Here is a 14303-nt window from a genome sequence, read left to right as displayed (position 1 = left end):
GAGGGGGCTTGCTCCCGAAGGCGGCAGTCCAGGCAATACAAGGCTAAAACCAAAAGGAAGTCCCCATGACCAGCACTGCCCAGCACACTCAGGTCGTACAAAAGCAATTCGGTGAGCAGGCCGCCGCCTACCTGAGCAGCGCCGTTCACGCGCAAGGCACCGAATTTGCGCTGCTACAGGCTGAACTGGTCGGGCAGGGCGAAGCCCGAGTACTGGACTTGGGGTGTGGCGCCGGTCATGTGAGTTTTCACGTCGCACCGCGGGTCAAGGACGTGGTCGCTTACGATCTGTCGCAGCAAATGCTCGACGTGGTCGCAGCCGCTGCCGTTGATCGCGGCCTGAGTAACATTGCCACCGTCAACGGCGCCGCCGAGCGATTGCCGTTTGCCGATGGCGAGTTCGACTTTGTGTTCAGCCGTTATTCGGCGCATCACTGGAGCGATCTGGGTGTGGCTCTGCGCGAAGTGCGTCGGGTGCTCAAGCCCGGCGGCGTGGCGGCGTTCGTTGATGTGTTGTCGCCGGGTAGCCCGTTGTTCGACACTTACCTGCAAAGCGTCGAAGTGCTGCGCGACACCAGTCATGTGCGCGATTATTGCGCCGGCGAGTGGTTGCGGCATGTCAGCGAAGCCGGGCTGCATACCCGCAGCACCACGCGGCAGCGTTTGCGGCTGGAGTACAGCAGTTGGGTGGAGCGCATGCGTACACCCGAAGTGATGCGCGCGGCGATCCGTCAGTTGCAGCAGTCGATGGGTAACGAAGTGCGCGACTATTTCGAGATTGCGGCCGATGGTTCGTTCAGTACAGATGTCATCGTGCTGATGGCCGAGCGATAAGAATTTATCCGGGCGTGCCGGTAATGGCGCACCGATTGAAGACACGAGGAAAGCATGAGCAAGCAGATTCTGATTCTCCCAGGTGATGGTATTGGTCCGGAAATCATGGCCGAAGCGGTCAAGGTTCTTACGCTTGCCAACGACAAGTACAGCCTGGGTTTCGAGCTGAGCCATGACGTGATCGGTGGCGCCGCCATCGACAAACACGGCGTGCCGCTGGCCGACGAAACCCTCGACCGTGCCCGTGCTGCCGACGCCGTGCTGCTGGGCGCCGTGGGCGGCCCGAAATGGGACACCATCGAGCGCGACATCCGCCCTGAGCGCGGCCTGCTGAAAATCCGTGCGCAACTGGGCCTGTTCGGCAACCTGCGTCCGGCGATTCTCTACCCGCAGTTGGCCGACGCGTCGAGCCTGAAGCCGGAAATCGTTGCCGGTCTGGACATCCTGATCGTCCGTGAGCTGACCGGCGGCATCTACTTCGGCGCGCCTCGTGGCACCCGCACGCTTGAAAACGGCGAGCGTCAGGCCTACGACACCCTGCCGTACAGCGAAAGCGAAATCCGCCGCATCGCCCGTGTCGGTTTCGACATGGCCATGGTGCGCGGCAAGAAGCTGTGCTCGGTGGACAAGGCCAACGTGCTGGCGTCCAGCCAACTGTGGCGTGAAGTGGTCGAGCAGGTGGCCAAGGATTACCCAGAGGTCGAGCTGAGCCACATGTACGTCGACAACGCCGCCATGCAACTGGTGCGCGCACCGAAGCAGTTCGACGTGATCGTGACCGACAACCTGTTTGGCGACATTCTGTCCGACGAAGCGTCGATGCTCACCGGCTCCATCGGCATGTTGCCGTCCGCTTCGCTGGACTCCAACAACAAGGGCATGTACGAGCCTTGCCACGGCTCGGCGCCGGACATCGCAGGCAAAGGCATCGCCAACCCCTTGGCGACCATTCTGTCGGTATCGATGATGCTGCGTTACAGCTTCAATCTGCACGACGCGGCCGATGCCATCGAAAAAGCCGTCAGCGTGGTGCTGGATCAAGGTCTTCGCACCGGTGACATCTATTCGGCCGGTTGCACCAAAGTCGGTACGCAGGAAATGGGTGACGCAGTAGTCGCCGCGCTGCGGAATCTGTAATCTCTCGGGCCCGCTGCGAAATTCAATACAAAGCAGCGGCCCACTTTTCAAAAAGGTGTAGTTGCGATGAAACGTGTAGGTCTGATCGGTTGGCGCGGGATGGTCGGTTCCGTGCTCATGCAGCGGATGCTGGAAGAGCAGGATTTCGATCTAATCGAGCCGGTGTTTTTCACCACGTCCAATGTCGGTGGCCAAGGCCCGTCTGTGGGCAAGGACATTGCTCCGCTCAAGGATGCTTACAGCATTGATGAGCTGAAGACCCTCGACGTGATTCTGACCTGCCAGGGCGGCGACTACACCAGCGAAGTGTTCCCGAAGCTGCGCGAAGCCGGCTGGCAGGGCTACTGGATCGACGCGGCTTCCAGCCTGCGCATGAACGATGACGCGGTCATCATTCTCGATCCGGTCAACCGCAAGGTCATCGACCAGCAACTGGATGCAGGCACCAAGAACTACGTCGGCGGCAACTGCACCGTCAGCCTGATGCTCATGGGGCTGGGCGGTCTGTTTGAGGCGGGTCTGGTCGAGTGGATGAGCGCCATGACCTATCAGGCCGCTTCTGGTGCCGGTGCGCAGAACATGCGTGAGCTGATCAAGCAGATGGGCGCGACCCACGCCGCTGTCGCCGATCAACTGGCCGACCCGGCGAGCGCGATTCTCGACATCGACCGTCGTGTGGCCGAAGCCATGCGCAGCGACGCGTACCCGACCGAGAACTTCGGCGTACCGCTGGCCGGCAGCCTGATCCCGTGGATCGACAAGGAACTGCCGAACGGCCAGAGCCGTGAAGAATGGAAGGCCCAGGCCGAGACCAACAAGATTCTGGGTCGCTTCAAGAGCCCGATTCCGGTCGATGGCATCTGCGTGCGCATCGGCGCCATGCGTTGCCACAGCCAGGCACTGACCATCAAGCTGAACAAAGATGTGCCGATCGCCGACATCGAAGGGTTGATCAGTCAGCACAACCCTTGGGTCAAACTGGTACCAAACCAGCGCGAGATCAGCATGCAGGAGCTGAGCCCGACCAAGGTCACTGGCACCCTGAATGTTCCGGTCGGTCGTCTGCGCAAATTGAACATGGGTTCGCAGTTCCTCGGCGCCTTCACCGTCGGCGACCAACTGCTGTGGGGCGCGGCTGAACCGCTGCGTCGCATGCTGCGGATCCTGCTGGAGCGTTGATCGCTTGAAGCCATGAAAGAGCCCGCCCCTTGTGAGAGGTGCGGGTTTTTTATGCCTGAATTTTTTCGGGTGACTGTGCCGGCCTTTTCGCGAGCAAGCCCCACATGGGAATGCATTTCAAGTGTGTGGGGGCTTGCTCGCGAAGGCGTCCGGACGGCCACCACAAATCCCGCAGAAATTGCCTGCATGGCGGTCACCCGGTAAAGTGCCGCTCCCCCCGTTTCGCCAGAGGCCGCACCATGACCCAGACCCTAGATATTGCCGTGATCGGCGCCACCGGTACTGTCGGCGAAACCCTCGTACAGATTCTCGAAGAGCGCGACTTCCCGGTCGGCAACCTGCACCTGCTGGCCAGCAGCGAGTCTGCCGGCAGCTCTGTGCTGTTCCGTAACAAGAATGTGCGCGTGCGCGAAGTCGATGAGTTCGATTTCAGCAAGGTCAAACTGGTGTTCTTCGCCGCCGGCCCGGCCATCACCCTGAGCTACGCCGCTCGCGCCCATGCCGCCGGTTGCTCGCTGATCGACCTGTCCGGCGCCTTGTCGGCCGAGCAAGCGCCGCAAGTGGTGCCGGAAGCCAACGCCGATGTGCTTGCCGGTTTGAAAGCGCCGTTTCAGGTCAGCAGCCCGAGTCCGTCGGCTACCACGCTCGCCGTGGTGCTGGCGCCGCTGCGTGATCTGATCGACCTGCAATACGTGAATGTCACCGCCAATCTGGCCGTTTCCGCCCAGGGGCGCGAAGCGGTCAGCGAGTTGGCGCGACAGACTGCCGAACTGCTGAACATGCGTCCGCTGGAGCCCACGTTCTTTGACCGGCAGATGGCGTTCAATCTGCTGGCTCAGGTCGGCACGCCTGACGCAGCGGGCCATACGCTGCTGGAAAAACGTCTGGTGCGCGAGTTGCGTCAGGTGCTGGCCCAGCCTTTATTAAAGATTTCCGCAACTTGCGTTCAAGCCCCGGTGTTTTTTGGCGATAGCCTTAGCGTGACCTTGCAGTCAGCAAAGGCTGTCGACCTGGAAAAAATCAACGCTGCACTCGAAGATGCGCCGGGAATCGAGCTGGTTGAAGCCGGTGATTACCCGACAGCAGTCGGTGATGCGGTAGGGCAGGACGTTGTCTATGTCGGTCGCGTGCGCAGTGGTGTCGACGACCCGGCGGAACTTAATCTGTGGCTGACGTCAGATAACGTACGCAAAGGTGCAGCCCTTAACGCTGTGCAGGTGGCTGAATTGTTGATAAAAGACCTGCTGTAAAAGATACTTGGCAACAATTTGTCGACCGATTCTAGGTGAGCGCTATGCTTGCCCGAAGCGCTTGACGACGTGTCACCCTCCGGGACCTTCCGGGGCATCAATGAAATGATCGCGCGCGGCATCTGTCGTCGTCGCGCGCAATGCCTTACGGCAGCGGCAATCAACATCTTCTCGCTGGCCGAGGAACGTTCAAACAAAGGATGAGGCTATGGTTCAAGTTCGCAAACTGGTGTTAGCAATAGCGGCCGCCTCGGCGCTGTCCTCCGGTATGGCGCATGCCCTCGGGCTCGGGGAACTGACCCTGAAGTCGACCCTGAACCAGCCGCTGATGGCCGAGATCGAGTTGCTCGACGTCAAGGATCTCACCGCGGCCGAAGTGGTGCCGAGCCTGGCTTCCCCTGAAGATTTCGCCAAGGCCGGCGTCGATCGTCAGGCCTTTCTAAACGATCTGACCTTCACCCCGGTGCTCAACGCCAGCGGCAAAAGCGTACTGCGCGTGACGTCGAGCAAGCCGTTGTCGGAGCCGATGGTCAAATTCCTCGTGCAGGTGATGTGGCCCAATGGCCGTCTGCTGCGCGATTACAGCGTGTTGCTCGATCCGTCGAAGTTCTCGCCGCAGACCGCTGACGCCGCCGCGCAACCGGCGCCGTCGCAAACCATCACCGCGCCGACCACTGGCGCAACGCATCCTGCCCAGTACACCACGACGCCACGCGATACCTTGTGGGAAATCGCGGCAAAGGCGCGCAACGGTGGTTCGGTGCAGCAGACCATGCTGGCGATTCAGGCGCTTAACCCGGACGCGTTCATTGGCGGCAACATCAACCTGCTGAAAACCGGTCAGGTGCTGCGCTTGCCGGACTCGGTGCAAAGCACTGCGCTGCCGCAGTCCAGGGCCATCGCTGAAGTTGCAGCGCAGAACGAAGCCTGGCGTCAGGGGCGTCGCTATGTGGCCAAGCCTGGCACCGGCCAGCAACAGCTTGATGCGACCAAGCGTGGTCGCGCCAATACCGGTATTGCGCCGAATGCCGAAGACAAGCTGAGCCTGGTTTCGGCCGAAAGCGCGAAGGCGCGCGGTAAAGGCCCGGCAGGCGATGCCAAGGCCTTGAGCGATAAGCTTGCGGTCACTCAGGAAAGCCTCGACACGACTCGTCGTGACAATGAGGAACTGAAAAGCCGCATGGCCGATCTGCAAAGCCAACTGGACAAGCTGCAACGCCTGATCGAGCTGAAGAACAATCAACTGGCGAAAATGCAGGCCGAAGGGCCTGGCGCTGCGCCAGCCGTGAATCCTGCTGTTGCACCGGTGCCGGCCATCACCGCCGAGTTGGCTGCTACGCCTGCAGAAGCTGCATCGGCCTCTCCGACCCCGGAATCGGCTATTGCGCCGCCGGTTGATACGCCGGCTGAGACTCCAATTGTCGAGCCGAAACCGGCTGTCGATGACGAGAAGACATTCAACGAACTGCTGACCAATCCGGTCCTGCTGGGCCTGGTTGGTGGTGGTGCCGTCGTTCTGCTGCTCTTGCTGCTGTTGTTGGCCCGTCGCCGCAAAGCCCAGCAAGAAGCCGATAAGCATGTGCGCATGGCCCGCGCTCTGGCCGATGAACAAGACTTCTCCGCCGAGCAGGATCTGCCGGAAAGCAGCTTCGAAGGTCTGGAAGTGCCTGCTGCGAGCGTCAAACTCAATACGCCGGCTCCAGCGCCAACTCCAGCGCCAGTAGTGGCGCCTATCGTGATGGCCGAACCTATTGCCGCGCCACTGGTTGCGCCGGCAGCCGAGCGTTCTGACGATGTGTTGGACAAGGCGCAGTCGCACATCAGTGCCGGTCGCCTGAACCAGGCTGCTGCGTTGCTGGAAGAGGGCGTCAGCCTCGAGCCGCAGCGCAGTGACCTGCGTCTGAAGTTGATGGAAGTCTACGGTCAGCAGGGCGACCGCGATGCGTTCGTGGGGCAGGAGCGTCAATTGGTGGCCAATGGCGACAACTTCGCCAAGGTCGAAGAACTGAAAAGTCGCTTCCCGGCCATGGCGGTAGCGGTTACGGCTGGTCTGGCGGCTGCCGCTGTCGCCGCCGAACTGGATGCACAATACGTCAAGGACTTGCTGCTGGATGAGCCGCAAGAGCCCGCACCGGCATCTGTGGAAGATGATCTGGACAGCACGTTTGACCTGAGTCTGGATGACCTCGACAACATTACCCCGGTGGAGCCTGCACCCGTCGTTGAGCCGCAAGCGCCCGTTGAACTCGACGAATTCCCGTCAGACGACGACCTGAGTTTTGAATCGGTGCTGCAACAGCAGACCGACATCAAAGAGAACCTGGATGACCTGTCGGATTTCGATCTGGATCTGGATCTTGGTGCCGAGCCAGCCCCGTCCACGGCCGCATTGGCCGATGACGACTTCCTGCTGGATCTTGATGAAGGAGTGAAGGACCTGCCGCCGGTCGAGCCGCCGGTCGTTGCTGACGTGCCGCAGGATGATCTGGAGCTGCCAGCCGATTTCGATCTGTCGCTGTCTGACGAGATGGATAGCAATCCAGCCGCTGAACCGGATGCGTTCGCTGCCGAACTCGATGACGTCAATGCCGAGCTGGATCGTCTGTCGCAGAGCATTGCCGAGCCAACGTTCACCGAAGCTGATGCGGCGCTGGGTGGGGATCTGGGCGAAGACGATTTCGATTTCCTCGCCGGCACCGACGAGGCGGCGACCAAGCTTGATCTGGCCCAGGCCTACATCGATATGGGCGACAGCGACGGCGCCCGTGACATTCTCAACGAGGTGTTGACCGAGGGTGACGAGAAGCAGCGCGGCGAAGCCAGGGAAATGCTGTCGAACCTGGTTTGATTCAGCCATTAGCGGTAAACAAAGCGGCAGCCCATTGAGGCTGCCGTTTTTGTTTGGGTTGGATTCGGCGGTGCTTGATTGGCCGTCTTCGCGAGCGAGCCTGCTCCCAGCGTTGGAATGCATTTCAATGGTGTGCGGGCTTGCTTGCGAAGAGGCTGGGCCGGTCGGCAGAGAACTCACTGGCATCCCCGGTTCACAGCCTTATAATGCCCGCCTTTGCAAAAACAGCAGGCTGTCCCACCTTGGCAAACATAGATAACCCGGTCGCCGAAATGGCGCCCGACGGCTTTTACCGCATCGCGCTGGGCGTTGAATACAAAGGCTCGCGCTACAGTGGCTGGCAGCGTCAGTCCACCGGTGTGGCTACAGTGCAGGAAGCCCTCGAAAAAGCTTTGTCGAAAGTCGCCAACTCGCCGGTTTCGCTACAGTGCGCCGGGCGTACCGACGCGGGCGTACATGCCTGTGGACAGGTGGTGCATTTCGACACTCAAGTCGATCGCTCGCTCAAAGCCTGGGTGATGGGCGCCAACATTAACCTGCCCCACGACATCAGTGTCAGTTGGGCCAAGGTGATGCCGGCGCACTTTCATGCGCGGTTCAAAGCCATCGCCCGGCGTTATCGCTATGTGATCTACAACGATCAGATCCGTCCGGCGCATCTCAACGAAGAAATCACCTGGAATCACCGTCCGCTGGATGTCGAACGCATGGCCGAGGCCGCGCAATACCTGATCGGCACCCATGATTTCAGCGCGTTTCGTGCCGGTCAGTGCCAGGCCAAGTCGCCAATCAAGAAGATGCATCACCTGCGCGTGACCCGTCACGGCAAGATGATCGTGCTCGATATCCGCGCCAATGCTTTCCTGCACCACATGGTGCGCAACATCGCTGGCGTGCTGATGACCATCGGCGCGGGCGAGCGCCCGGTTGAATGGATGAAGGAAGTGCTGGAAAGCCGCGAACGTCGTTCCGGTGGTGTGACGGCGCATCCGTATGGTCTGTATCTGGTGCAGGTCGAGTACCACGATGAGTTCCCGTTGCCCGAGCGTTTTATCGGGCCACACTTCCTGACGGGTTTCTCGGAACTTGACGGCTGACGCCCTCGAACGCTTTTGTTACCATCCGGGACTTTCCCGGATTTGCCTCGGAGTTTTTATCGACATGTCAGCCGTTCGCAGCAAGATTTGCGGGATTACCCGCATGGAAGACGCGTTGGCTGCTGTTGAGGCCGGGGCGGATGCGATCGGATTCGTGTTCTACGCCAAGAGCCCGCGCGCGGTGACCGTGCAGCAGGCGCGGGCGATCATCAAGTCATTGCCGCCATTTGTGACCACGGTGGGCCTGTTCGTCAACGCCAGTCGCTGCGAGCTGGGGGAAATCCTCGATGCCGTGCCGCTGGATCTGTTGCAGTTCCATGGTGATGAACCGGCGCATGAGTGCGAAAGCTGGCATCGTCCTTACATCAAGGCATTGCGGGTCAAGGCCGGTGACGACATTGCTGGCGCCTGCAACGCCTATCCGACCGCCAGCGGCGTGCTGCTCGACACCTATGTCGAGGGGGTGCCCGGTGGAACCGGCGAGGCGTTCGACTGGTCATTGATTCCTCGGGGGTTGAGCAAGCCGCTGATTCTGGCGGGCGGGCTGACCCCCGAGAACATTGCAGACGCCGTGGCGCGGGTTCGGCCTTACGCGGTGGACGTCAGCGGTGGGGTAGAAGCGAGCAAAGGCATCAAGGATCATGCAAAGATTCGGGCGTTCATCAACGCTGTACGCAAAGCGCCATATTGATGTGACGGCTGGCAGTCTGCCGCCGTCCATCAATGCACTTGCACAAAGCAGGCGAGGCTGAGGGTTTTTGGGTTGTACGAAGGTCAGTTTTGCTGGCCCGGCGCCCCACCAATCATCGCCACACACATGAATTTAGCTGAAGGGCATACGCGGGGCTGCGAACCAGAGCGTTCGGGCCGCCGGTACTGGAGAAAGAAAGCATGAGCAACTGGTTAGTAGACAAACTGATCCCTTCGATCATGCGCTCGGAGGTCAAGAAGAGCTCGGTGCCTGAAGGTCTGTGGCACAAATGCCCGTCCTGCGAGGCTGTGCTGTACCGTCCGGAGCTGGAAAAGACCCTGGACGTTTGCCCCAAGTGCAACCACCACATGCGCATCGGCGCACGGGCGCGCATCGACATCTTCCTCGATGCCGAAGGTCGCAATGAACTGGGCGCCGATCTGGAGCCGGTTGACCGTCTTAAATTCCGCGACGGCAAGAAGTACAAGGATCGCCTGACCGCTGCTCAAAAGCAGACCGGTGAAAAAGACGCACTGATTTCCGTAAGCGGCACCCTGCTGGGTATGCCGGTGGTGGTTTCGGCGTTTGAATTCAGCTTCATGGGCGGTTCCATGGGCGCCATCGTCGGTGAGCGTTTCGTGCGTGCTGCCAACTACGCGCTGGAAAATCGTTGCCCGATGATCTGCTTCGCCGCCTCCGGTGGTGCGCGTATGCAGGAAGCGCTGATCTCGCTGATGCAGATGGCCAAGACTTCCGCTGTGCTGGCGCGTCTGCGTGAAGAGGGCATCCCGTTCATCTCCGTGCTGACCGATCCGGTCTACGGCGGCGTTTCAGCCAGTCTGGCCATGCTAGGCGACGTGATCGTTGGCGAACCGAAGGCCCTGATCGGTTTCGCCGGCCCGCGCGTTATCGAGCAGACCGTGCGCGAAAAACTGCCGGAAGGCTTCCAGCGTAGCGAGTTCTTGCTGGAACACGGTGCAATCGACATGATCATCCACCGTCAGGAACTGCGCCCACGTCTGGGTAACCTGCTGGCACAAATGACCGGCAAGCCGACGCCGGTGTTCGTCGCAGCGCCAATCGAGCCAATCGTGGTTCCGCCGGTACCTGCCAACCTATGACCGAGCGCACCCTTGGCGAGTGGCTCGCCTACCTTGAGCAGTTGCATCCCTCGGCCATCGACATGGGGCTGGAGCGTTCGCAACAGGTAGCGTCCCGCATGGGGCTGGGCCAGCCGGCGCCCAGGGTGATTACGGTTACCGGCACTAACGGCAAGGGTTCAACCTGCGCTTTTGTGGCTTCTTTGCTGCGGGCGCAGGGCCTGAGCGTTGGTGTCTACAATTCTCCGCACCTGCTGCGTTATAACGAGCGGGTGCAACTCAATGGCGTCGAAGCCACTGAGTCGCAGTTGTGCCAGGCTTTTGCTGCCGTAGAGGCTGGGCGCGGCGACACTTCCCTGACTTACTTCGAAATGGGCACCCTCGCGGCGTTCTGGCTGTTTCAGCAGGCCGGGCTTGACGCTGTGGTGCTTGAAGTCGGTCTGGGCGGGCGTCTGGATACGGTCAATGTGGTGGACGCCGATATCGCACTGGTGACCAGCATTGGTGTTGATCACGCCGACTATCTGGGTGATACACGCGAGTCTGTGGCCTTCGAGAAGGCCGGTATCTTCCGCCAGGGCAAGCCGGCCTTGTGTGGCGACCTCAATCCTCCGCAACCGCTACTCGACAAGGCTCGCGAACTGGCGTGCCCGTTCTTCCTGCGTGGGCGTGACTTCGACCTGGGCATCACTGATCGGTACTGGCAGTGGCGCGGGACTGGCGCGCAGGGCTGTGTTGTCGAGTTGCACGATCTGCCACTGCTCGATCTGCCGATGGAAAACGCCGCGCTGGCGTTGCAGGCTTATTTATTGCTCGGTTTGCCGTGGAATGCGCCGCAGATCGCGGCGGCCTTGCAGGCGACGCGTGTGGTTGGGCGTCTGGATCGCCGTCCGTTCGAGTGGAACGGCAAGCGCCTGAACCTGTTGCTGGATGTCGGTCACAATCCGCATGCGGCCGAGTATCTGGCTCGTCGCCTGGCTTCGCGGCCTCCGGTTGGCAAACGTCTGGCGGTATTCGGCTTGCTGGCGGACAAGGATCTGGAGGGTGTTGTCGGCGAATTGAATGCTAGTGTCGAGCACTGGGCTGTGGCGCCGCTCGATTCGCCACGTGCTCGCCCGGTGAATGAATTACATGCGGCATTGCAGAACCTTGGCGCATCCGTCACGTCATACGATAGTGTCGCCGCCGCTCTGGAAGGGCAGTGCGCTGTGGCCACAAGCGACGACGAGATTCTGTTGTTCGGATCATTTTATTGTGTCGCCGAGGCCCTTGAATGGCTGGCCCGGCGCTCCACGGAGGAAGCGGCAAATGGCTTTGCTGGATAAAGCGTACAAACAGCGCATGGTCGGCGCTCTGGTGTTGGTGGCGCTGGCGGTGATTTTCCTGCCGATGCTGTTTTCCCGTCAGGATGAGCAGCGCCAGGTCACGGTTGATGCGCCGGCTGCTCCGCAAGCGCCTACCGTGCCGCCAGTGCAGTTGGAGCCGGTTGCCGTGCCTGAGCCGCAAGACTTGCCGCAAGAGCCTGTGCCAAGTGATGAAGAGGTCGCCGAACAAGCGGCGCCTTCTGCGCCGATTTCACCGGCACCTGTGGCTTCGGTGCCAGTCGCCAAGCCGACTCCGGCACCCGTGGCCAAGCCGATTCCTGCGCCTTCTCAGCCTATTGCTGCAGCGCCGACCAAGCCTGACACCACGCAGAGTCGTGTCGATGCCAATGGTCTGTCGGTGAGCTGGTCGGTGCAACTGGCTAGCCTGTCGAGCCGTGCCAATGCCGAAAGCCTGCAGAAAACCCTGCGCAGCCAAGGGTACAACGCCTACATCCGTTCTGCCGATGGCAAGAATCGGGTGTTCGTCGGGCCTCTGATCGAGCGCGCTGAAGCCGATCGTCTGCGTGATTTGTTGAGTCGCCAGCAGAACCTCAAGGGTTTTGTCGTGCGCTTCCAGCCTGAGCGCGGTTAAAAACTATCACGCTGATTGAAAAGCACTGACAATCGCAGCTTACCGACAGCCATGCGCTCTGCTAAAATGCGCCGCCTTATCCGTCTGTAGGCTGCACTGTGCCATTTACCTGGGTTGACTGGGCGATCGTTGCAATCATCGCCATCTCCGCTTTGATCAGTTTGAGCCGCGGCTTCGTCAAGGAAGCATTATCGCTGGTGACCTGGATCATCGCAGGAGCTGTCGCCTGGATGTTCGGTGGCTCACTGTCCGAGTACCTCGCCGGATACATCGAAACCCCATCGGCCCGCGTGATCGCGGGCTGTGCCATCATGTTTGTCGCCACACTCATCGTGGGCGCAATGATCAATTATCTTATCGGCGAGTTGGTTCGCGTCACCGGGTTATCCGGGACCGATCGATTCCTCGGCATGGCCTTCGGCGCTGCGCGTGGCGTGTTGCTGGTGGTCGTGGCGGTCGGGCTGTTGAGCCTGGGGCCGGTACAGCAGGACGGGTGGTGGAAAGAATCACAGCTCGTGCCAAAGTTTCTATTGGTCGCCGACTGGTCCAAAAACCTGATTCTCGGGTGGAGCAGTCAGTGGCTTGCCAGCGGAATCAGCGTACCCGCTGATATTCCGTTCAAGGAGCAGCTCTTGCCGTCGGCCAAAACGCCGCAGTGAGTGTTGTTCAGTTCAGATCCATAAAGTAGGGGTTGCGTCGCATGTGTGGCATCGTCGGTATCGTCGGTAAGTCGAACGTCAATCAGGCGCTGTATGACGCGCTAACCGTGCTCCAGCACCGCGGCCAGGACGCTGCCGGTATCGTGACCAGCCATGATGGCCGGTTGTTCTTGCGCAAGGATAATGGTCTGGTGCGTGACGTGTTTCATCAGCGTCACATGCAGCGCCTGGTCGGCCATATGGGTATCGGTCATGTTCGCTACCCGACTGCGGGCAGCTCGACTTCGGCCGAAGCTCAGCCGTTTTACGTCAACTCGCCTTACGGCATCACCTTGGCGCATAACGGCAACCTGACCAACGTTGAGCAGTTGGCCAAAGAGATCTACGAATCCGATCTGCGTCACGTCAACACCAGTTCCGACTCGGAAGTGCTGTTGAACGTTTTCGCTCACGAGCTGGCCCAGCGCGGCAAGCTTCAGCCGACCGAAGAAGACGTGTTTGCCGCTGTCACCGACGTGCACAACCGTTGCGTTGGCGGTTACGCCGTCGTGGCGATGGTGACCGGTTACGGCATTGTCGGTTTCCGTGACCCGCATGGTATTCGCCCGATCGTATTCGGCCAGCGTCACACCGACGAAGGCGTCGAATACATGATCGCCTCGGAAAGCGTTTCCCTGGACGTGCTCGGATTCACTCTGATTCGCGATCTGGCACCGGGCGAAGCGGTCTACATCACTGAAGACGGCAAGCTGCACACCCGTCAGTGCGCGACCAACCCGTCCCTGACTCCGTGCATCTTCGAACACGTCTACCTGGCGCGTCCGGACTCGATCATTGATGGTGTGTCGGTTTACAAGGCCCGTCTGCGCATGGGTGAGAAGCTCGCCGAGAAGATCCTGCGCGAGCGTCCAGAGCACGACATCGATGTGGTTATCCCGATCCCCGACACCAGTCGCACTGCAGCGCTTGAGCTGGCTAACCATCTGGGCGTGAAGTTCCGCGAAGGTTTCGTCAAGAACCGTTACATCGGTCGTACTTTCATCATGCCGGGTCAGGCTGCCCGCAAGAAGTCGGTACGCCAGAAGCTCAATGCCATTGAGCTGGAATTCCGCGGCAAGAACGTGATGCTGGTCGACGACTCGATTGTTCGTGGCACCACTTGCAAGCAGATCATCCAGATGGCCCGCGAAGCCGGCGCGAAAAACGTCTACTTCTGCTCGGCCGCTCCAGCAGTGCGATTCCCGAACGTGTACGGCATCGACATGCCAAGTGCTCATGAATTGATCGCTCACAACCGTTCGACTCAGGATGTGGCTGATCTGATCGGTGCTGACTGGCTGATCTATCAGGACTTGCCTGACTTGATCGAAGCGGTCGGCGGCGGCAAGATCAAGATCGAAAACTTCGATTGCGCGGTGTTCGACGGCAAGTACGTCACTGGCGACGTCGACGAGGCTTATCTGGACAAGATCGAACAGGCACGCAACGATGCCTCGAAGGTCAAGACCCAAGCGGTCAGTGCGATCATCGATCTGTACAACAACTGAGTTTCT

At 60.3% G+C, this 14303-nt stretch carries 12 protein-coding genes; all 12 read left to right on the top strand.

Going from position 1 to position 14303, the window contains the following annotated elements:
- The first annotated feature begins 65 nt into the window (after nt 1-65).
- The 12 genes from AACY02_RS19855 (at nt 66) to purF (ending at nt 14297) form a co-directional block, all read left to right on the top strand.
- A complete protein-coding gene (locus tag AACY02_RS19855) occupies nt 66-833 on the top strand; it encodes a class I SAM-dependent methyltransferase (RefSeq protein ID WP_339433426.1) in 768 nt (255 codons plus the stop codon).
- Between the two features lie 54 nt (nt 834-887).
- The gene (leuB, locus tag AACY02_RS19850; protein ID WP_064588354.1) at nt 888-1970 is read left to right on the top strand and encodes a 3-isopropylmalate dehydrogenase; all 1083 of its coding nucleotides are present in this window, start codon (nt 888-890) and stop codon (nt 1968-1970) included.
- Nucleotides 1971-2036: 66 nt separating this feature from the next.
- Nucleotides 2037-3149 carry an aspartate-semialdehyde dehydrogenase gene (asd, locus tag AACY02_RS19845; protein WP_339433425.1) on the top strand — a complete coding sequence of 371 codons (1113 nt, stop codon included), beginning with the start codon at nt 2037-2039 and terminating at the stop codon, nt 3147-3149.
- 239 nt (nt 3150-3388) lie between these two features.
- Nucleotides 3389-4399, top strand: coding sequence for an aspartate-semialdehyde dehydrogenase (locus tag AACY02_RS19840; RefSeq protein WP_339433424.1), 1011 nt, complete (start codon nt 3389-3391; stop codon nt 4397-4399).
- Between the two features lie 208 nt (nt 4400-4607).
- Nucleotides 4608-7247 (top strand): FimV/HubP family polar landmark protein, encoded by a 2640-nt coding sequence (locus tag AACY02_RS19835; RefSeq protein WP_339433423.1) that lies wholly within the window; start codon nt 4608-4610, stop codon nt 7245-7247.
- A gap of 272 nt (nt 7248-7519) precedes the next feature.
- Nucleotides 7520-8344 carry a tRNA pseudouridine(38-40) synthase TruA gene (gene truA / locus AACY02_RS19830; RefSeq protein ID WP_339433468.1) on the top strand — a complete coding sequence of 275 codons (825 nt, stop codon included), beginning with the start codon at nt 7520-7522 and terminating at the stop codon, nt 8342-8344.
- A 64-nt stretch (nt 8345-8408) separates the two neighbouring features.
- Complete coding sequence (locus AACY02_RS19825) at nt 8409-9035, top strand: phosphoribosylanthranilate isomerase (protein ID WP_339433422.1); 627 nt, start codon at nt 8409-8411, stop codon at nt 9033-9035.
- 200 nt (nt 9036-9235) lie between these two features.
- Nucleotides 9236-10156, top strand: a complete 921-nt coding sequence (gene accD, locus AACY02_RS19820) for an acetyl-CoA carboxylase, carboxyltransferase subunit beta (protein WP_339433421.1) — start codon at nt 9236-9238, stop codon at nt 10154-10156.
- A complete protein-coding gene (folC, locus tag AACY02_RS19815) occupies nt 10153-11460 on the top strand; it encodes a bifunctional tetrahydrofolate synthase/dihydrofolate synthase (RefSeq protein ID WP_339433420.1) in 1308 nt (435 codons plus the stop codon). The genes accD and folC overlap by 4 nt, the downstream gene beginning before the upstream one ends.
- Nucleotides 11444-12091: an SPOR domain-containing protein gene (locus tag AACY02_RS19810; RefSeq protein ID WP_339433419.1), complete on the top strand. Its 648-nt coding sequence runs from the start codon at nt 11444-11446 to the stop codon at nt 12089-12091. The genes folC and AACY02_RS19810 overlap by 17 nt, the downstream gene beginning before the upstream one ends.
- Before the next feature lie 98 nt (nt 12092-12189).
- Nucleotides 12190-12750, top strand: a complete 561-nt coding sequence (locus tag AACY02_RS19805) for a CvpA family protein (RefSeq protein WP_039771589.1) — start codon at nt 12190-12192, stop codon at nt 12748-12750.
- 41 nt (nt 12751-12791) lie between these two features.
- Nucleotides 12792-14297, top strand: coding sequence for an amidophosphoribosyltransferase (purF, locus tag AACY02_RS19800; RefSeq protein ID WP_339433418.1), 1506 nt, complete (start codon nt 12792-12794; stop codon nt 14295-14297).
- The last annotated feature ends 6 nt before the right edge of the window (nt 14298-14303 follow it).

Origin of the sequence: Pseudomonas sp. EA_65y_Pfl2_P78 (genome assembly GCF_963970495.1) — a bacterium.
GTDB lineage: Bacteria > Pseudomonadota > Gammaproteobacteria > Pseudomonadales > Pseudomonadaceae > Aquipseudomonas > Aquipseudomonas baetica_A.
Note: the sequence above shows the minus strand (reverse complement) of the source record. Positions and strands in the feature narration are given on the sequence as shown.